This window comes from Nocardiopsis tropica (assembly GCF_042660575.1).
Lineage (GTDB): Bacteria > Actinomycetota > Actinomycetes > Streptosporangiales > Streptosporangiaceae > Nocardiopsis > Nocardiopsis tropica.
The window spans coordinates 210,854-228,360 of record NZ_JBHSUF010000001.1 but is presented as its reverse complement, the minus strand read 5'-3'; the positions used below and the strand labels follow the sequence as shown (position 1 = coordinate 228,360).

At 73.5% G+C, this 17,507-nt stretch carries 13 protein-coding genes and 1 pseudogene; 9 read left to right on the top strand and 5 right to left on the bottom strand.

Going from position 1 to position 17,507, the window contains the following annotated elements; translation table 11 throughout:
- Window position 1: 1 nt before the first annotated feature.
- The 5 genes from ACFQBR_RS00960 to ACFQBR_RS00940 all read left to right on the top strand — a co-directional run bounded on the left by ACFQBR_RS00960 (window position 2) and on the right by ACFQBR_RS00940 (window position 5,791).
- Window positions 2–745, top strand: a complete 744-nt coding sequence (locus tag ACFQBR_RS00960; protein ID WP_267946013.1) for an amino acid ABC transporter ATP-binding protein — start codon at window positions 2–4, stop codon at window positions 743–745.
- A 50-nt stretch (window positions 746–795) separates the two neighbouring features.
- Window positions 796–1,647: a glutamate ABC transporter substrate-binding protein gene (locus tag ACFQBR_RS00955; RefSeq protein WP_267946014.1), complete on the top strand. Its 852-nt coding sequence runs from the start codon at window positions 796–798 to the stop codon at window positions 1,645–1,647.
- 79 nt (window positions 1,648–1,726) lie between these two features.
- The gene (locus tag ACFQBR_RS00950; RefSeq protein ID WP_267946015.1) at window positions 1,727–2,401 is read left to right on the top strand and encodes an amino acid ABC transporter permease; all 675 of its coding nucleotides are present in this window, start codon (window positions 1,727–1,729) and stop codon (window positions 2,399–2,401) included.
- On the top strand, window positions 2,398–3,480 hold the full coding sequence (locus tag ACFQBR_RS00945; RefSeq protein ID WP_267946016.1) for an amino acid ABC transporter permease: 1,083 nt from the start codon (window positions 2,398–2,400) through the stop codon (window positions 3,478–3,480). Before ACFQBR_RS00950 ends, ACFQBR_RS00945 begins: the two co-directional genes overlap by 4 nt.
- A gap of 166 nt (window positions 3,481–3,646) precedes the next feature.
- Window positions 3,647–5,791: a S9 family peptidase gene (locus ACFQBR_RS00940; RefSeq protein ID WP_344180888.1), complete on the top strand. Its 2,145-nt coding sequence runs from the start codon at window positions 3,647–3,649 to the stop codon at window positions 5,789–5,791.
- A 212-nt stretch (window positions 5,792–6,003) separates the two neighbouring features.
- Here ACFQBR_RS00940 and ACFQBR_RS00935 read toward each other — a convergent pair.
- The 4 genes and pseudogenes from ACFQBR_RS00935 to ACFQBR_RS00920 form a co-directional block, all read right to left on the bottom strand.
- A pseudogene (locus ACFQBR_RS00935) lies at window positions 6,004–6,198 on the bottom strand (glyoxalase superfamily protein); the annotation flags it as partial.
- Window positions 6,199–6,245: 47 nt separating this feature from the next.
- Window positions 6,246–6,845 carry a recombination regulator RecX gene (recX, locus tag ACFQBR_RS00930; protein ID WP_344180890.1) on the bottom strand — a complete coding sequence of 200 codons (600 nt, stop codon included), beginning with the start codon at window positions 6,843–6,845 and terminating at the stop codon, window positions 6,246–6,248.
- Window positions 6,838–7,968, bottom strand: coding sequence for a recombinase RecA (gene recA / locus ACFQBR_RS00925; RefSeq protein ID WP_267946020.1), 1,131 nt, complete (start codon window positions 7,966–7,968; stop codon window positions 6,838–6,840). The genes recX and recA overlap by 8 nt, the downstream gene beginning before the upstream one ends.
- Window positions 7,969–8,152: 184 nt before the next feature.
- Window positions 8,153–8,347 carry a DUF3046 domain-containing protein gene (locus ACFQBR_RS00920; RefSeq protein ID WP_267946021.1) on the bottom strand — a complete coding sequence of 65 codons (195 nt, stop codon included), beginning with the start codon at window positions 8,345–8,347 and terminating at the stop codon, window positions 8,153–8,155.
- Between the two features lie 78 nt (window positions 8,348–8,425).
- Between ACFQBR_RS00920 and ACFQBR_RS00915 the strand changes: the two genes are divergently transcribed.
- The 3 genes from ACFQBR_RS00915 (at window position 8,426) to ACFQBR_RS00905 (ending at window position 14,640) form a co-directional block, all read left to right on the top strand.
- Window positions 8,426–13,159: a DEAD/DEAH box helicase gene (locus ACFQBR_RS00915; RefSeq protein WP_344184289.1), complete on the top strand. Its 4,734-nt coding sequence runs from the start codon at window positions 8,426–8,428 to the stop codon at window positions 13,157–13,159.
- Between the two features lie 111 nt (window positions 13,160–13,270).
- Complete coding sequence (locus tag ACFQBR_RS00910; RefSeq protein ID WP_344184300.1) at window positions 13,271–13,759, top strand: GNAT family N-acetyltransferase; 489 nt, start codon at window positions 13,271–13,273, stop codon at window positions 13,757–13,759.
- Window positions 13,760–13,902: 143 nt separating this feature from the next.
- Entirely contained in the window at window positions 13,903–14,640 is a 738-nt protein-coding gene (locus ACFQBR_RS00905) for a hypothetical protein (protein WP_344184290.1), read from the top strand.
- A 105-nt stretch (window positions 14,641–14,745) separates the two neighbouring features.
- On the opposite strand, the gene ACFQBR_RS00900 is transcribed toward ACFQBR_RS00905, so the two are convergent.
- Window positions 14,746–15,960 carry an ROK family transcriptional regulator gene (locus ACFQBR_RS00900; RefSeq protein ID WP_344184291.1) on the bottom strand — a complete coding sequence of 405 codons (1,215 nt, stop codon included), beginning with the start codon at window positions 15,958–15,960 and terminating at the stop codon, window positions 14,746–14,748.
- Window positions 15,961–16,219: 259 nt separating this feature from the next.
- Here ACFQBR_RS00900 and ACFQBR_RS00895 point away from each other — a divergent pair, with 259 nt between their 5' ends.
- Window positions 16,220–17,497 (top strand): extracellular solute-binding protein, encoded by a 1,278-nt coding sequence (locus tag ACFQBR_RS00895; protein WP_352982873.1) that lies wholly within the window; start codon window positions 16,220–16,222, stop codon window positions 17,495–17,497.
- The last annotated feature ends 10 nt before the right edge of the window (window positions 17,498–17,507 follow it).

Here is a 17,507-nt window from a genome sequence, read left to right as displayed (position 1 = left end):
CATGACATCAACTCCTCTCGTCGTGCTGGAGAACGTCAACAAGCACTTCGGCGACCTGCACGTGCTCCAAGACATCAATCTGACGGTTAACTCCGGCGAGGTGGTAGTCGTCATCGGACCGTCCGGGTCCGGAAAGTCGACTCTGTGCCGAGCGATCAACCGCTTGGAGACCATCGACTCCGGGGTCATCACCCTGGACGGCCAGCCCCTGCCGGCGGAGGGACGCGGTCTCGCCAAGCTCCGCAGCGATGTCGGCATGGTGTTCCAGTCCTTCAACCTGTTCGCGCACAAGACCGTGCTGCAGAACGTGACCCTGGGGCCCGTCAAGGTCCTTCGCCAGTCCAAGGCCGATGCCGAGAAGCGCGGCATGGAGCTCCTGGACCGGGTCCGGATCGGCAACCAGGCGAACAAGTACCCGGCCCAGCTCTCCGGCGGGCAGCAGCAGCGTGTGGCCATCGCCCGGGCCCTGGCGATGAACCCCAAGGTGCTCCTCTTCGACGAGCCCACCTCTGCGCTCGACCCGGAGATGGTCCAGGAGGTCCTGGACGTCATGACCGACCTGGCGACCGAAGGCATGACCATGGTCGTCGTCACCCATGAGATGGGCTTCGCCCGTCGCGCCGCCAACCGCGTCGTCTTCATGGCCGACGGCCAGATCGTCGAGGAGAACACTCCGGACGAGTTCTTCACGAACCCCCGGTCCGAGCGGGCCCAGGACTTCCTCTCCAAGATCCTGACCCACTAGGTCTCCCCTTTCCTTCCCCTTCTCCCGAACTCAAGGAAGAGGTATCCGACATGCGAGTCGGACGCATCAGCAGCATCCTGGGCGGCACCGCGGCTCTGGCCTTCGCTCTCACCGCCTGTGGCACCGCCGACGTCGGCGGTGGCGGCGAGGGCGGTGGCGACGGCGGCGAGGGCGGTGGCGACACCATCACCATCGGCGTCAAGTACGACCAGCCGGGTCTGGGCCTCCTGGAGGGGGACACCCCCGTGGGCTTCGACGTCGACGTGGCCACCTACATCGCCGGCGAGCTCGGCTACTCCCCGGAGCAGATCAACTGGGAGGAGGCGGCCTCCGCGAACCGCGAGTCCTTCCTCCAGCAGGGCACCGTCGACATGGTGATCGCCACCTACTCGATCACCGACGAGCGCCGCCAGGTCGTCGACTTCGCGGGCCCGTACTACGTCGCCCAGCAGGACATCCTGGTGGCCGCCGACAACACCGACATCGAGGGGCCGGAGGACCTGTCCGGCCAGGTGCTGTGCTCCGCCTCCGGTTCGCGGTCGGCCAACAACATCGTCGACGACATGGGCATCGACGCCGAGCTGCGCGAGGCCGGCAACTACTCCGAGTGCCTGGAGCTCCTCGGCAACGGCACCGTCGACGCGGTGACCACGGACAACACCATCCTCGCGGGCTTCGCCGCGCAGAACCCGGACACCTACCGGATGGTCAACAACCCGTTCGGCGAGGAGAAGTACGGCGTGGGCCTGCCCGCCGGCTCCACCGAGCGCTGCGAGGAGGTCAACGCCGCCATCACCCAGATGTGGGAGGAGGGCGCCGCGACCGAGGCCCTCGAGAACGCCTTCGGCGCCACCGACTTCGCCTTCGAGGAGGAGGTCCCCGCGCTCGAGGACTGCGCCTGAGTCCACCCCGTACTGACCGCGCGCCCGCGGCGGAACCGGACTCCCGTTCCGCCGCGCGGCCCTTGACCAGCTGGGACCCATGGAAGCCTTTCTCAGCAATATCGACAGGGTTGTCGACGGTTTCTCATGGACCGTCCGGCTCACCCTCCTCAGCGCTCTCTTCTCCTTCGTTCTGGGCATCCTGCTCACCGCGATGCGGGTCTCCCCCGTCCCGCTGCTGCGCGCCATCTCCACGGCCTACGTGGAGGGCGTCAGGAACACCCCCCTGACCCTGGTCCTGCTGTTCTGCGGGCTGGGCCTCAACAGCGCCCTCGGGCTGAGCCTGTCCGGCACCGTCGCGTGGGACGTGTTCTGGTGGGCGGTCATCGGCCTCTCCGCCTACACCGCCTGCTTCGTCTCCGAGTCGCTGCGCTCGGGCATCAACACCATCCCCCTCGGCCAGGTGGAGGCGGCCCGTTCCCTGGGTCTGACCTTCACCCAGAACCTGCGGCTGATCGTCATCCCGCAGGCTCTGCGAACCGTCGTCGGCCCGCTGGGCAGCGTGCTCATCGCGCTGACCAAGAACACGACCGTCGCCTCCGTAGCGGGGCTGGGCGTTCAGGAGGCGTCCAGGGAGATGAAGCTCATGTTCGACCAGGGCATCGCGCCGGTCCTGCCGACCTTCGTCGGCTTCGCGATCGGCTTCCTGATCCTGACCCTGCCGACGGGCTACTTCTTCGGCTGGCTCTCCAAGCGCATGGCGGTGGTCCGATGAGTGCGCAGAGCGTCCTCTTCGACGCGCCGGGCCCCAAGGCCCGTGCCCGCAACGCGGTCTACACCGTCGGCACGCTGATCCTCTTCGCGATCGGCCTGGCGATCCTGTACCTGGGCTTCAACCGCACCCTGACCGAGCGGGAGACGGGGTTGTTCGACCCCGCCACCTGGGCGGTCAACCCGACCGGGCAGTGGACGGCAGAGAAGTGGGAGCCGTTCCTGCGGCCCGACACCTGGACCGACTACGTCATCCCGGGCCTCCAGAACACCCTGACGGCCGCCCTGACCGCCGCGGTGCTCGCCATCGCGTTCGGCCTCGTGTTCGGTATCGGCCGCATGTCGGACCACTGGTGGATCCGCGTCCCGGCCGGGGCCGTCGTGGAGTTCTTCCGCGGCATCCCGCTGCTGATGCTGATCTTCTTCACGATGGCGCTGCCCATCGTGGCGTACCAGGTGTTCGACATCCCCACCGGCACGTTCCAGGTGACGGCGCTGGTCGCCGTCGTCACGGGTCTGACCCTGTACAACGGGTCGGTGCTGGCGGAGGTGTTCCGCGCCGGTGTGCTCGCCGTGCCCAAGGGGCAGTCCGAGGCGGCGCAGGCCATCGGTATGACGAAGACCCAGAACATGTGGCTGATCCTCATCCCGCAGGCGATCACCTCGATGATGCCCGCGATCGTCGCCCAGCTGGTGGTCCTGCTCAAGGACTCCGCGCTGGGCTACATCGTCGCCTTCCCGGAGCTGCTGCGCAGCTTCACCCTGGTGGCGACCCGCGAGAGCAACGTCATCCCCGCGGCGATCATCTGCGCGATCATCTACATCGTCATCAACCTGTCCCTGAGCCGGTTCGCGATCTGGCTTGAGCGCCGCAACTCCCGCCGCGGCAGGCCCTCCACCAAGCCGACGGCCGCCGGCGGCGCCCCCGTGGCGGTGCAGGCCCAGCCCGGCCCGGCGGCCCCGGACGCCACCGCCCAGGAGCCCGCCGAGGGCGGCGCGACCGCCGCCGGACCGTCCGGCGCGACCGCGCCGGACGAGGGCTCCGACAAGGACGACGAAGGCCCGGAGAACCGGCGGGACTGACCCCCCGCCCCGGCCGGAACGGCCCCGCGCACGCCACGACGGCGTGCGCGGGGCCGTCGCCGTTCGCACCCGGACACAGGGTCCCCGCGGGACTGCACAGGGACGCGTGTGAGGACTAAGGTCGACATGTCATCTGATCGAACCCACGACCCATCCTGAGCGGGACATGTCTGAACTGTCGAGCCCCTACGGCTCCTGGCCATCGCCCATCAGCGCCGGCGACGTCGCCCGAGGAGTGCGCCGGATGGCGTTCCCCTCCGTCGTGGGCGACGAGGTCTGGTGGGAGGAGAGCCGACCGGAGGAGGGACGGACCACCCTCATGCGGCGGGACGCCGACGGGACGGTGACCGACCTGCTGTCCGCGCCCTGGAGCGCGGGCACGCGGGTGCACGAGTACGGGGGACGGGCCTTCCTGCCCGTCCCCCGCCGTGACGACAAGGCCATCGCCCGTGTCGGCGTCGTGTTCTGCCGTTCCTCCGACCAGCGCCTCTACCTGCTGGAACGCGGGACGAGAGAGCCGGTCCCCCTCACACCCGAACCCGAGGAGCCCGCGGCGCTGCGCTACGCCGACCCCGCGCTGAGCCCGGACGGGCGCAGTGTGCTGTGCGTGCGCGAGCAGCACGCGCGGGGCGCGGTGCGCCGGTCGATCGTGGCGGTGCCGCTCTCCGGGCGGGGGGCCGAGGACCCGTCGGCGGTGCGCGAGCTGGTGTCGGGGGCGGACTTCTACGCCTCGCCCACCCCCTCGCCCGGTGGCGGCCACCTGGCCTACGTGCGCTGGAACCACCCGCGCATGCCCTGGGACGGCAGTGAGCTGCGCGTGGGCGCGCTGGGCGAGACGGGCCTGTCCGCCGAGTACACGATCAAGGGGGGCGTGGACGAGTCGGTGGTGTCCCCCGCCTGGGTGGACGACGCGACCCTGTACGTGGCCTCGGACTGGCCCGGCTGGTGGAACCTGTACCAGGCGGGGACGACCGGGCAGCCGATCGCCCTGTACCCCGCGGAGGAGGAGTTCCACGCCTCGCCGGGCCGGCTGGGCAACCGGTCCTTCTGCGTGCTGGAGTCGGGGAAGGTCGTGGCGCTGCACGGGCACGCCGACCTGACGCCGGGCGTGTACGACCCCGACACCCTCGACCTGACACCCGTGGCGACCGACCTGACCACGTGGGGGATGCTGGACACGGACGGCCGCTCCGTGGTGGCGGTGGCCTCGTCCCCGACCGAGCCCCCGTGCCTGGTGCGGCTGGACCCGGTCTCGGGACGGGTGGAGGTGCTGCGCCGGGCCGCCGAGGAGCTGCCCGACCCCGCCTACCTCCCCGTCCCCCGGCAGGAACGGCTCCCCGGGCGCTACGGGGCGCCCGTGTACGCCAACGTGTACCCGCCGACCAACCCCGGCGCCGGGGCCCGGGGGCCCGCGCCGTACGTGGTGTGGGCGCACGGGGGCCCGGTGTCGGTCAGCACGCTGGAGTTCGACCTGGCCAAGGCGTACTTCACGAGCCGCGGGATCGGCGTGGTGGATGTCAACTACGGGGGTTCCACCGGGTACGGCCGCTCGTACCGCAAGCGCCTGCACAAGGAGTGGGGCGTGGTGGACGTGGAGGACTGCTCCGCCGCCGCGCGGGCCCTCGTGGAGCAGGGGGTGGCCGACCCCGAGCGGCTGGCGATCCGCGGCCCGAGCGCCGGCGGGTACACGGCGCTGATGGCACTGACCGGTGACACCTTCGCCTGCGGGGTGTCGCTGTTCGGCGTGACCGACCTGCTGGGGTTCGCGGAGAGCACGCACGACTTCGAGTCGCGGTTCCTGGACTCCCTCGTGGGCACGCTGCCTGGGTTCGTGGAGCGGTACCGCGAGCGCTCGCCGGTCAACCGGGCCGGGGATATCGATGCACCGGTGCTGCTGCTGCAGGGGCTGGACGATCCCGTCGTCACACCGGACCAGGCCTTCTCGATGGCGACCGCGCTGGGGCACGGCGGGACCCCGTACGCCCTGCTGGAGTTCGAGGGCGAGGCGCACGGGTTCACCGCGGAGGACGTCCGCGTCCGGGCGCTGGAGGCCGAACTGGCCTTCTACGCGAGGGTGTTCGGGTTCACGGCGGACGTCGCCCCCCTCGAGCTGGTGACCGACCCGCCGGAGCCGCGCCCCGCGCCGGAGCCCGCCGGACCGCCCGGGGCAGACGCGGCGGCGGATCCGGGGACCGCCGCGACCGGCGACGAGGGCGCCGATCCCCCCGCGGAGGCCTCCGCCGGTGACCGGGGGTCCGGCGAACAGGCGCCGCACCCCGCCGGAACGGCCGGGGCGTCCGCCTCCGAGTGACGCGGTCGGCGTGAGCGGGGCGGCGCCGGCCCCCGCTCCGGGGCGCGGGGCGGGTCAGTCCTTCGGGGTGCCCACCCGCAGGCGGTTGCCGCCGGGGTCGCGCAGCTCGGTCCCGCGGGCCCGGGGGGGGCGTTCTCCACCGGGACCCCGAACTCGGCGGCGACCGCGTCGACGTCGCGTACCCGCAGGTGGACCAGGGTGTCGGGGCGGGCGTCGCCCTCGTGCTCGGACAGGAACGGCCGGACCTGCCCGCGGGCGACCCCGACGAAGGCGGGAAGGCCCGGCTCGAACCGGTGCTCCCACTCGCGGGTGGAGCCCGGGCGCCGGTACCGGGCCGAGGCCGCTTCGGCGTCGGCGACGCGAAGGATCGGGACGGCTTCCCCCTGCACGGGACCTCCCGTGGTCATCGGTCTCGCGGACCGCGCGGGCGGCCGGCCCGGGAGGCGCGTCCCGGTCAGAGGTCGGGGTCGTACAGGTCGGCTTCGACGCCCTCGCGTTCGAGTTCCTCGCGGACGATCCGGTAGGACAGGCCCGAGGAGTAGCCCTTGCGGGCGAGGACGCCCAGGGCGCGCCGGATGCGGACCTCCCGGTCCTTGCCCCGGGTCGTGGCGAGGCGGCGGCGGGCCAGGTCGCGGGCGGCCTCCTCCTCGTCCTGGTCGCTCAGTTCCGCGACCGCCTCCTTGACGGTGTCCTCCTCCACGCCCCGGGTGCGCAGCTCCTGGGCGAGGGCGCGTCGGGACAGCCGCCTGCCGTGGTGGCGGGAGGAGACCCAGGCGCGGGAGAAGGCCGCGTCGTCGATCAGCCCTGCGTCGCCGAACGCCCCCAGGACGGCGTCGACGACCTCCTCAGGGAACTCCCTGCGGTGCAGCGCCCGTTCGAGCTGGGCGCGGGTGCGCGGGGAGTGGGTGAGCATCCGCAGGCACAGGGCGCGGGCCTGCGCCTCGGGATCGTCCCCGGGCGGTCCGGACCCGCCCGGGGAGGTGTGCTCGGAGGTGTCCTCGGAGCGTGCGCCGTCGGAGGGGCGCCGCCCCCCGGGCCGGCCCCGGTCACGCATCCGGCGCGGGCGCCTTGGCGGTCTTGGCCGGGGCGCGCTTGGCGGACGCCTTGGCCGCGGTGTCCGCCGAGTCCTTGGCGGGCTCCTTGCCGCTCTCGGCCGCGGAGCCGGAGGCGCTGTCGTCGCCCTTGACGGGCACGCCCAGCTTCTCCTTGATCTTCTTCTCGATCTCGTTGGCCAGGTCGACGTTCTCGCGCATGAACGTGCGCGCGTTCTCCTTGCCCTGGCCCAGCTGGGTGCCCTCGTACGTGTACCAGGCGCCGGACTTGCGCACGATGCCGTGCTCCACGCCCAGGTCGATGAGGCTGCCCTCGCGGGAGACGCCGACGCCGTAGATGATGTCGAACTCCGCCTGCTTGAACGGCGGCGCGATCTTGTTCTTGACCACCTTGACCCGGGTGCGGTTGCCGACCGCGTCCGTGCCGTCCTTGAGGGTCTCGATACGGCGGACGTCCAGGCGGACCGACGCGTAGAACTTGAGCGCCTTGCCGCCGGTGGTCGTCTCCGGGGAGCCGAACATGACGCCGATCTTCTCGCGCAGCTGGTTGATGAAGATCGCGGTGGTGCCCGTCTGGTGCAGCACACCGGCCATCTTGCGCAGCGCCTGCGACATCAGGCGGGCCTGCAGGCCGACGTGGCTGTCGCCCATCTCGCCCTCGATCTCGGCCCGGGGGACCAGTGCGGCCACCGAGTCGATCACGACGATGGAGACCGCGCCGGAGCGCACCAGCATGTCGACGATCTCCAGGGCCTGCTCACCGGTGTCGGGCTGGGAGAGCAGGAGGTTGTCGGTGTCGACGCCGATCTTCTTGGCGTACTCGGGGTCGAGCGCGTGCTCGGCGTCGACGAAGGCGGCGATGCCGCCCAGCTTCTGCGCGCTGGCCACCGCGTGCAGGGCGACGGTGGTCTTGCCGCTCGACTCGGGGCCGTAGATCTCGATGATCCGCCCCCGGGGCAGACCGCCGATGCCGAGCGCCACGTCGAGGGCGATCGCCCCGGTGGGGATCGACTCGATCGGCGGGCGATCATCGTCGCCCAGGCGCATGATGGAGCCCTTGCCGAACTGCCGCTCGATCTGCGCGAGCGCTGTGTCGAGAGCTTTGTCTCGGTCTCCAGATGCCACGGGATACCCCTGTTGTTGGGTGGGTGCCTTCTTCTTCATGATGCGCACGACGCTACGCGGTCGATACGACAATCGCGACGTCCGACGTTCGCCTGTGGACAACCCACACTACCCGAACCTCTGTTCGATTTCGTGGGCGACCCGTGGAGGAACCGTCGTCGCGGCGCGTCGGCGGCCCGCTCCGTCAGCGCACGGAGAACGGGAGGTCGAACGCGTCACACACCGCCCGCCACACCTCCTTCGGGCTCGCCCCGTCGGCGAGCGCCTGCTGGACCGTCCTGGAGCCGAGACCCTCGATGACGTAGTCCTTGGCCAGGCTCTGCGCGTACGCCTCGCCGAACTGCTGGTGCATGTTGTTCCAGAAAGCAGTGAGTCTCATCGGCCCCAGTATCGGGGATCGGCGCGCCCGCCGCGGCCCTTCCGCCGTTCTGTCCCCCGCGGCGGGCACACTGGCGGGATGAGTCGTGTGTCGCATCCCCTCGAACGCTTCGGACCGGCCACGCGGACCTGGTTCGACCAGGCCTTCCCCGCCGGCCCGACCCCGGCGCAGGCGGGCGCCTGGGAGTCCGTCGCCGGGGGGAGCAACACGCTCGTGGTGGCCCCGACGGGGTCGGGCAAGACCCTCTCCGCGTTCCTGTGGTCCCTGGACCGCCTGCTCACCTCTCCCCCTCCCGAGGACCGCTCCAGGCGGTGCCGCGTGCTCTACGTCTCCCCGCTCAAGGCGCTGGCCGCGGACGTGGAGCGCAACCTGCGCGTCCCCCTCGCGGGGATCGCGGCCGCGGCCGGCGCCGCGGGCCGGGAACTGTCCCCGGTCACCGTGGGCGTGCGCACCGGGGACACCCCCGCCGACGAGCGGCGCAGGCTCGCCACCCGTCCTCCGGACGTCCTCATCACGACGCCCGAGTCGCTGTTCCTCGTGCTCACCTCGCGCGCCCGCGAAGGGCTCTCGGGGGTGGAGACGGTGATCGTGGACGAGGTGCACGCCCTGGCGGGCACCAAGCGCGGGGCCCACCTGGCGCTGAGCCTGGAACGGCTGGAGGCCCTGCTGGAGCGGCCCGCGCAGCGGATCGGCCTGTCGGCGACCGTGCGCCCGCCCGAGCTCGTCGCCGGGTTCCTCGGCGGAGCCGCGATCGTCTGCCCGCCCGACTCCCCCGGCCTGGACCTGCGCGTGGTGGTGCCCGTCCCCGACATGGAGGAGCCCGACGCCCCGGAGGCGGCGGCCCTGCCGCCCGGCGCCCCGGAGGAGACGGGCGCGGAGCCCGCGCCGCTCCCCGGGGACCCGGACGCGGAGGGGCTCGGCGGGGACGCTCCCCCCGGACGCCCCGGGCCGCTCGCCCCCCGGCCCCGCGCCGACGACGCCGGGAAGCTCCCGGAGCCGGACCCGCGCGGCACCGGAACCCGTCGGGGAGGGTCCATCTGGCCGCACGTCGAGCGCCGGGTCCTGGACCTCGTCGAGTCCCACCGGTCCACGATCGTCTTCACCAACGGCAGGCGCACGGCCGAGAAGCTGTGCGCCCGCGTCAACGACCTGTACGCGGAGCGGCACGGATCCGAGCTCCCGCCGGAGGGGCCGGCCGCGCAGGTCATGGGCCAGTCCGGCCAGAGCAGGGGCGGGGAGGCGGTGGTGGCGCGCGCCCACCACGGCTCGATGTCCAAGGCCGAGCGGGCGCTGATCGAGGACGACCTCAAGGCGGGGCGCCTGCGCTGCGTGGTGGCCACCTCCAGCCTGGAGCTGGGCGTGGACATGGGCGCGGTCGACCTCGTGGTCCAGGTGGCCGCGCCGCCGTCGGTCGCCAGCGGGCTGCAGAGGGTCGGGCGGGCCGGGCACCGGGTCGGCGAGACCTCGCAGGGCGTGTTCCTCCCCCAGTTCCGGGGGGACCTGCTGGCGACGACCGTGGTCGCCGAACGCATGCGCGCGGGCGGCATCGAACGGCTGGAGATGCCGCTCAACCCGCTGGACGTGCTGTCCCAGCACATCGTGGCGATGGTGGCCATGGACGACTGGCCGGTGGCCGAGCTGGCCGCCCTGGTGCGGCGGGCGGCCCCGTTCGCCGACCTGGCCGACTCCGTGCTGGAGTCGGTCCTGGACATGCTCTCGGGCCGCTACCCCTCGGACGAGTTCGCCGAGCTGCGCCCGCGCGTCGTGTGGGACCGGGAGGCGGACGTCCTGCGCGCGCGGCCGGGGGCGCAGCGGCTGGCCGTGATCAGCGGCGGCACCATCCCCGACCGCGGCCTGTACGGCGTGCACCTCGCGGGGCAGGAGGGGGGCAGGGCGCCCACCAGGGTCGGCGAGCTGGACGAGGAGATGGTCTACGAGTCGCGCGTCGGCGACGTGTTCGTGCTGGGCTCCACGTCGTGGCGGATCGAGGCGATCACCGCCGACCGGGTCCTGGTCTCCCCGGCGCCGGGCAGACCGGGCCGGATGCCGTTCTGGAAGGCCGACGCCCAGGGCCGCCCGGTGGAGCTGGGCCGCGCGATCGGCGCCATGACCAGGCAGCTCGCCGACTCCGGCCCGGAGGAGGCGCTGGCCCTGGCCGAGGGAGCCGGACTGGACCGCTGGGCCGCCCGGAACCTGGTGTCCTACGTCGCCGACCAGCGGTGGGCCACCGGCCAGGTGCCGGACGAGCGGACGGTCGTGGTCGAGCGCTTCCGCGACCAGGTCGGCGACTGGCGCGCGGTGGTCCACTCGCCGCTCGGGGCCCGGGTCCACGCGCCGTGGGCGCTGGCGATCGCGGCCCGGGTGCGGGAGCGGTTCGGGGCGGACGCCCAGGTGGTGCACGGCGACGACGGGATCGTGCTGCGGCTGCCCGACTCCGAGGCGCTCGACCGGGCGGGCGGGCTGGCCGACCTGGTGGCGCTGGACCCCGAGACGGTGGAGGGGGTCGTCACCGACGAGCTGACCGGTTCGGCCCTGTTCGCCTCCCGGTTCCGGGAGTGCGCGGCGCGGGCCCTGCTGCTCCCCCGCCAGCGCCCGGACCGGCGGATGCCGCTGTGGCAGCAGAGGCTGCGGGCCTCGCACCTGCTGTCGGTGGCGGGGCGGTACGGGTCGTTCCCGATCGTGCTGGAGACGGTGCGCGAGTGCCTTCGCGACGTGTTCGACGTGCCCGCGCTGGTGGAGGTGCTCCGCGACCTCCGTGCGAGGCGGACCCGGGTGGTGGAGGTGCGCACGGAGCGCGCGTCGCCGTTCGCGCAGTCGCTGCTGATGGAGTACACGGCGGCGTTCCTGTACGAGGGCGACGCCCCGGCCGCCGAGGTGCGCGCGCAGGCCCTCACCCTGGACCCGTCCCTGCTGGCCGACCTCCTGGGCCACGCCGACCTGCGGGACCTGCTCGACCCCGACGTGGTGGAGCACGTCGGCGCCCTGCTCCAGCGGACCGCCGCCCCGGTGCGGGACGCCGAGGGCGCGGCGGACCTGCTGCGCGAGGTGGGACCGCTGACGACGGGGGAGGCGGCCGTGCGGGGTGTGGAGGAGGCGTGGCTGGAGGGGTTGGCGGCCGAGGGCCGGATCGTGCGGATGCGCTGCCCGGGGGACCGGCCCGGCGCGGCCGGGCGCTGGTGCGCGGTGGAGGACGTGGCGCGGCTGCGCGACGCCCTGGGCGCCGAGCCCCCGCCGGGGGTGCCCGCCGCCCTGCTCGAACCGGTGGCGGACGCCCGGCGCGACCTCGTGTCCCGGTACGCCCGCACGCACGGTCCGTTCACCGCCGCCGAGGCCGCGGAGCGGCTCGGCCTGCCCGAGGACGGGGTCCTGGGGGTGCTGCGCGTCCTGGCGCGCGAGGGCAGGGTGGCCCAGGGCGGGTTCCGGCCGGAGGGAAGCGCTCCCCCGCCGTCCGCCGGCGGCGGGGCCCCGCGGACGGGAGGGGCTGTCACCGAGTGGTGCGACGCCGACGTGCTCCGGAGGCTGAGGCGCGGTTCGATCGCGCGCCTGCGCCGGGAGGTGGAGCCCGTGGACCCGGCCGTCCTCGCCAGGTTCGCGCCGATGTGGCAGCGTGCGACCCCCTCCGAGCGGTGGCGCGGGCCGGACGCCGTGTTCGAGGCGGTGGAGTCGTTGCGGGGCGCTCCGGTCGCGGCCTCGTCCCTGGAGTCGCTGGTGCTGCCCGCCCGGGTCGAGGGGTACGCCCCGAACCGCCTGGACGAGCTGACCCAGGCGGGAGAGGTGGTCTGGGCCGGGGTCGGAACCCTGCCCGGCGAGGACGGGTGGCTGACGCTGGTCCCGGCGGACGAGGCGGCGGTGCTGCTGCCCGACCCCCTGCTCCCCGACGAGGGGACCCTGCCGCACACCGTGCTGGAGGCGCTGCGGGAGGGCGGGGCCCTGTTCTTCCGGGACGTGGCCGACCGGGCCGCCCGCGCTCTGGGCGCCGCGGCGGTCACCGACAGGGACCTGGTGGACGCGCTGTGGGCGCTGGTGTGGGACGGGCTGGTCACCAACGACACGCTCGCCCCGCTGCGCGCCCGGCTGGGCGCGGGAACGGCGCCGCGCAGGGCCCCCTCGCGCGCGGGGCGTGTGCGGCGGCCGGTGCTGCCGACCCGGTCGGGGCCTCCCTCGGCTGCGGGCCGCTGGTGGGTGCTGCCCGAGCGGGAGCCCGACCCCACCCGGCGCGCGCTGGCCCGGGTGGAGGCCCGGCTGGAGCGCGCGGGCCTGCTGGTGAGGGGGTGGCAGGGACGCAACGTCTCCCAGGAGGAGTACCGGGTGCTGCGGTCCATGGAGGAGTCCGGGCGGGCGCGCCGCGGCTACTTCGTGGAGGGGCTGGGCGGGGCCCAGTTCGCGCTGGCGGGGGCGGTGGACCGCTTGCGCGCGCTGTCCGGGGACGCCCCCGGCGGGGCGCTCGCGCCGGTGGTGCTGGCGGCGACCGACCCGGCCAACCCGTTCGGCACGGACCTGCCGTGGCCGAGGGGCCCCGAGGACTCGGCGTCGCGTCCGGGCCGGAACCCGGGTGCGGTGGTGGTGGTCGACGGCGGCCGCCCGACCCTCTACGTGGGAAGGGGAGGGCGCTCCGTCCTCACGTTCGGCTCGCCCCCGGACCTGCTGGAACGGGCCGCACGGGCGCTGGCCGGGGTGGTGCGGGAGGGCGCCCTGGGCGCGCTGACCGTGGAGCGCTCGGACGGGACCGAGGTCTTCGGGACCTCTGTGGACGCCGCCCTGGTGTCGGCCGGGTTCCACGTCACCCCCAAGGGGCTGCGCCTGCGGCCCTGACCGCGCGCAAACCCGTTGCCGCACGGCGGGGGCGGGTCCACAATGGCCCTCGGCCGGCAGGTGCCCGGCCGGCACGGAGGGGAGGCGTTCGTGGACCTGGAGGTCCGGCCGATGCGGCCGGAGGACGAGCCGCGCGTGGTGGAGGTGTCCCTGGCGGCGGACACGGTCTTCGCCGACGCCGGCGTGGTGCTCCCGCCGGACGACCCGCGGGAGATGCTCGCGCACGTGGAGGAGGTCCTGGTGGCGTGCGCACCGGGGGGCGGGCCGGTCGTCGGCCTGGCCGCGACCGTGACCGTCGGCGAGGGCCCCCACCTGGAACAGCTCGCCGTCCACCCCGCCCACGGACGGCGCGGCGCGGGCTCGGCGCTGCTGGAGGCGGTGTGCGGCGGGGCCGCGTCCGCCGGACACGCGCGCCTCACCCTCACCACGTTCCGCGACCTGCCGTGGAACGGCCCCTGGTACGCGGCGCGGGGGTTCTCCGTCGTGCCCCGCGCCGACTGGGGTCCGGCGCTGGAACAGGTGTGGGAGGCGGAGGAGCGGGCCGGGATCGGCGTCCTGCCGCGCGTGGTGATGGAGCGCCCCCTCTCCTCCGGCCCCTGAACGCCCCGTCCGGCCCGGGCCCGCGCGCGGCGGACCGCAGCGGACCCCGGGCCGGACGGCGCGGGCGCCGTACCGGCCGGGAGCGTCCGCGCGACACGCCGTAGACTCACGATCCCGTGTCCCCCCTCGCACCGGAGGCCCCCGTGCCGAGTCCCGACGCCGTTCCCTCCCCCCACCGGCCCCCGGCCAAGGAGCCCGCGACGACCGCGACGGAAGGGGACCGCCCTCCCCATCCCCCCGGCAGCCGGGCGCAGGGCGCGGTGATGATCGGCCTGAGCCTGGTGGCCGTCACGGCGGTCGCGGGCTCCCTGCTCGCGTTCGGTCCGGGGGCTCCCCTCGCGCAGGCGGCGGCCCCGGCGGCGACCGGCTCCCCCTCCGCCGCGGCCGAGGCCCCCGCCCTCGTCGAGCTCGCCGGGGAGTACGCGACCCTCCGGTACCCCGAGGGGTGGGAGGTCGAGGGACCGCGCGTCGAGTCCACGGACGAGAGGTCGCCGACCCTCGTCTTCCGGACCATCACGGCGCCGGGCGGTGCACACACGTTCTGCTTCGACGTCCACAGGTACGGCGCCGACGTGCCCACCTCACGGGAGCAGGTGGAGGAGTGGGAGGCGGACTTCCTCGCCTCGGGAGGAAGTACCGTGCGCAGGATCTCCCTGGAGGAGGACGCGTCGGCCCCGCCCGGGTGGGACACGACCCGCCTGGAGCTGACCTACACCCACATCGGCTGGGACGAACCCGACCGGTGGACGGTCTGGCAGTACACCGTCATCGAGGAGGAGGGCCGCGGGTACCTCGTCCAGGCCGACATCCCCGCGGCGGACCTGCCCGTGTACGGGGACCTCGTGGACGCGGTGCTGGACTCGTTCGAGCCCGTGCTCTGATCCCGGGCCCCGTGCCGGTGCCGTTCCCCGGCCCCGGACACGCGTCGGCCGCCGTGCCCCGACGGGTGAGGAGGGTCGGGGACACGGCGGCCGGCGGAGCGCGGGTCAGACGGTCGAGGAGAACACGTCGTCGCGGGCGCGTTCGAGCGCGTGCAGGAGGGCGCCGCGCACCACGGGGCTGCCCTCGACCAGGCCCAGGCCGACCTCGGTGGCGTTGGGGGCGATGCGGGCGGCGGCCGCCTGGACCCTCTCGGCCAGTTTGGCGCCTCCGGCCCGGGCGACGTCGCCGCCCAGGACCACGAGCCCGGGGTCGAGGATGACGCTGACCGCCGCCACCCCCCGCGCCAGGCGCTCGGCGAAGGCGTCCAGGAACGCGTCGCCCTCGGGCGATCCGGCCGCCGAGGCCTTCTCCACCACGTCCACGACGTCGGCGCCGTCGATCCCGTACTCCGCCGCGAGCTGCACCACCTGTCCCGCCTTGACCAGTGCCTGGAACCCGTGGGGCAGTTCCCTGGTCGCACCGTCCCGCAGGGACTCGTAGCCGCCGGACAGCCCGACGTCGACCGGCATCGGCGCGCCGGGGACCGGCAGGTAGCCGATCTCCCCCGCTCCGCCGGAGCGGCCCCGGTGGATGCGGCCGTCGATCATGGTGGACATGCCCACGCCGCCCGCCGCGCTGAGCCAGATGAGGACGAACTCGTCGACCCCCACGGCGGCCCCCTCGGCGTGCTCGGCCAGGGCAGCCAGGTTGACGTCGTTCTCGATCATGACCGAGCGCTTGAGGTCGGCCCGCAGCGCCTCCAGAATGCCCTCGTGCCAGGAGATCAGGTCGAAGGAGAAGCGGATGTCGCCGGTGCGCGGGTCGACGACGCCCGGTGTGCCGATGACGCACGCGCGCACCCTGTCGAGGGGGACCCCGGCCGTGTCCGCCAACCGCATGACGGCGGTGTGGACGAGGGACACCGGGTCGTCGGAGGCGCTCGGGTCGACGGTCACCTCGCTCATCACCCGCCCCGTGATGTCGGCGATCGTCGCGGTCACCGAGTGGGCGCTCACGTCGAGGGCCGCCACGTAGGCGCTCTCCGGAACCACCGCGTAGAGGGCGGCGTTGGGGCCCCGGCCCCCCGCCTGACTGCCGACGACGCGTACCAGGTCCCGTTCCTCCAGCCGCGCGAGCAGCTGGGAGGCGGTCACCTTGGACAGGCCGGTCCGCGTTCCCAGCTGCGTCCTGGTCAAGGGCCCCGCGGACAGGAGTAGCTCCAGTGCCGCGCGGTCGTTGAGCTGGCGTAGCAGCCGGGGAGTCCCCGGACGTTGAGACATAACCGTGACACCTCACCCTGTTTTTATTAGGAAAGTTTCCTGTTAATTTAGCTCACAACCTCACAAGAGGTCACGTCCTGGCAGGTCCGCGTTAATTTCGGGCCCTCCGGTACCCGCGCCGGCGGGGCGGCCAACGTGCTATCCCAGCACAACCCCCACAGAGACGTCGAGTCGGTGGGTGATCGTTCCATCATCCCAGCCCGGCTTGAGCACAGGCGTCGAATCCCCGGCGCGTGGTGCGAAGGGAGAATAGGTACACATGAGGTTCCCCAAGATCGCAGCGGCCACGGCCGTAGTCCTGCTCGCCGCCGCCTGCGGCGGCGGTTCCGACGACTCCAGCGGCGGTGAGGCCGAGAGCCTGACCGTCTGGGTCATGGGCACCTCGCAGGACCCCCTCGTCGAGTACTTCGACAACGCCGAGGCCCGCTTCCAGGAGACCCACCCCGGTGTCGAGGTCGACGTCGAGTTCATCCCCTGGCCCGACGCGCAGGAGTCCATCACCAACGCCCTCGCCGGCGGTGACGCCCCCGACGTCCTGGAGGTCGGCAACGACCAGGTGGCCGGCTGGGCCGCGCAGGGCGCCCTCCTCGACATCAGCGAGCAGGTCGGCGGCTGGGACGCCGCCGCGGGCATCGACGAGAACGCCCTGGAGTACGGCACCTACGAGGGCGTGCAGTACGGCGTCCCGTGGTTCTCCGGCGTCCGCACCCTCTACTACCGCGCCGACTGGCTGCGGGAGCTCGGGCACGAGCCCCCCGCCACCTGGGACGAGCTCGTCGAGGTCTCCGAGGCCATCCAGGAGGAGTACGACGTCCCCGGCTTCGCCGCTCCGACCGACTTCACCAACGGCATCGCCAGCTTCATCTGGAGCAACGGCGGTGAGATCGCGACCCAGAACGGCGACACGTGGGAGGGCAACCTGACCGACCCCGCCACCGTCGAGGCCGTCGAGTTCTACGCGAGCCTGACCACCGACGGCATCTCCCCGCAGGGCTACGTCGGCGAGAACGAGCTCGTCGCCCTGGCCGACATGGCCAACAGCGAGCTGGGCATGTACATCGACGGCGGCTGGGCCCTGGGCTCCATGGAGGAGCAGGCCGAGGACCCGGCGGTCCTGGAGAACATCGCCTCCGCCCCGATCCCCGGCGCCGACGGCATCGCCCCCGTCTTCGCGGGCGGTTCCGCCCTGACGGTCTTCACCACCACCGAGCACCCCGACGAGGCCTTCGACCTCCTCACCGTCCTCGGTGACGAGGAGGGCGGCAAGGGCTACGCCGACGTCGCCGGCTTCTTCCCCGCCTACCCGGCTCTCCTGGAGACCCCCGAGTACCAGGAGGACCCGGAGCGCGCGGCGGCCGCCACGCAGATGCAGAACACCCGCTTCTTCCCGACCACCCCGCGCTGGACCGCGGCCGACCAGGACAGCAAGATCCTGCCCGGCGCCGTCCTGGACATCGTCCGCGGCGGTGACGCCGAGGAGGTCCTGGGCGCCGCCAACGAGGAACTGGCCTCGATCCTCAACGAGCCGGTCGAGTAGTCCTCTCCAC

What these genes read in the sequence shown, in the direction of transcription:
- ACFQBR_RS00960 (WP_267946013.1), top strand. Translation starts at nt 2, where the DNA reads ATGACATCAACTCCTCTCGTCGTGCTGGAGAACGTCAACAAGCACTTC.
- ACFQBR_RS00955 (WP_267946014.1), top strand. Translation starts at nt 796, where the DNA reads ATGCGAGTCGGACGCATCAGCAGCATCCTGGGCGGCACCGCGGCTCTG.
- ACFQBR_RS00950 (WP_267946015.1), top strand. Translation starts at nt 1,727, where the DNA reads ATGGAAGCCTTTCTCAGCAATATCGACAGGGTTGTCGACGGTTTCTCA.
- ACFQBR_RS00945 (WP_267946016.1), top strand. Translation starts at nt 2,398, where the DNA reads ATGAGTGCGCAGAGCGTCCTCTTCGACGCGCCGGGCCCCAAGGCCCGT.
- ACFQBR_RS00940 (WP_344180888.1), top strand. Translation starts at nt 3,647, where the DNA reads ATGTCTGAACTGTCGAGCCCCTACGGCTCCTGGCCATCGCCCATCAGC.
- recX (WP_344180890.1), bottom strand. Translation starts at nt 6,845, where the DNA reads ATGCGTGACCGGGGCCGGCCCGGGGGGCGGCGCCCCTCCGACGGCGCA.
- ACFQBR_RS00920 (WP_267946021.1), bottom strand. Translation starts at nt 8,347, where the DNA reads ATGAGACTCACTGCTTTCTGGAACAACATGCACCAGCAGTTCGGCGAG.
- ACFQBR_RS00915 (WP_344184289.1), top strand. Translation starts at nt 8,426, where the DNA reads ATGAGTCGTGTGTCGCATCCCCTCGAACGCTTCGGACCGGCCACGCGG.
- ACFQBR_RS00910 (WP_344184300.1), top strand. Translation starts at nt 13,271, where the DNA reads ATGCGGCCGGAGGACGAGCCGCGCGTGGTGGAGGTGTCCCTGGCGGCG.
- ACFQBR_RS00900 (WP_344184291.1), bottom strand. Translation starts at nt 15,960, where the DNA reads ATGTCTCAACGTCCGGGGACTCCCCGGCTGCTACGCCAGCTCAACGAC.
- ACFQBR_RS00895 (WP_352982873.1), top strand. Translation starts at nt 16,220, where the DNA reads ATGAGGTTCCCCAAGATCGCAGCGGCCACGGCCGTAGTCCTGCTCGCC.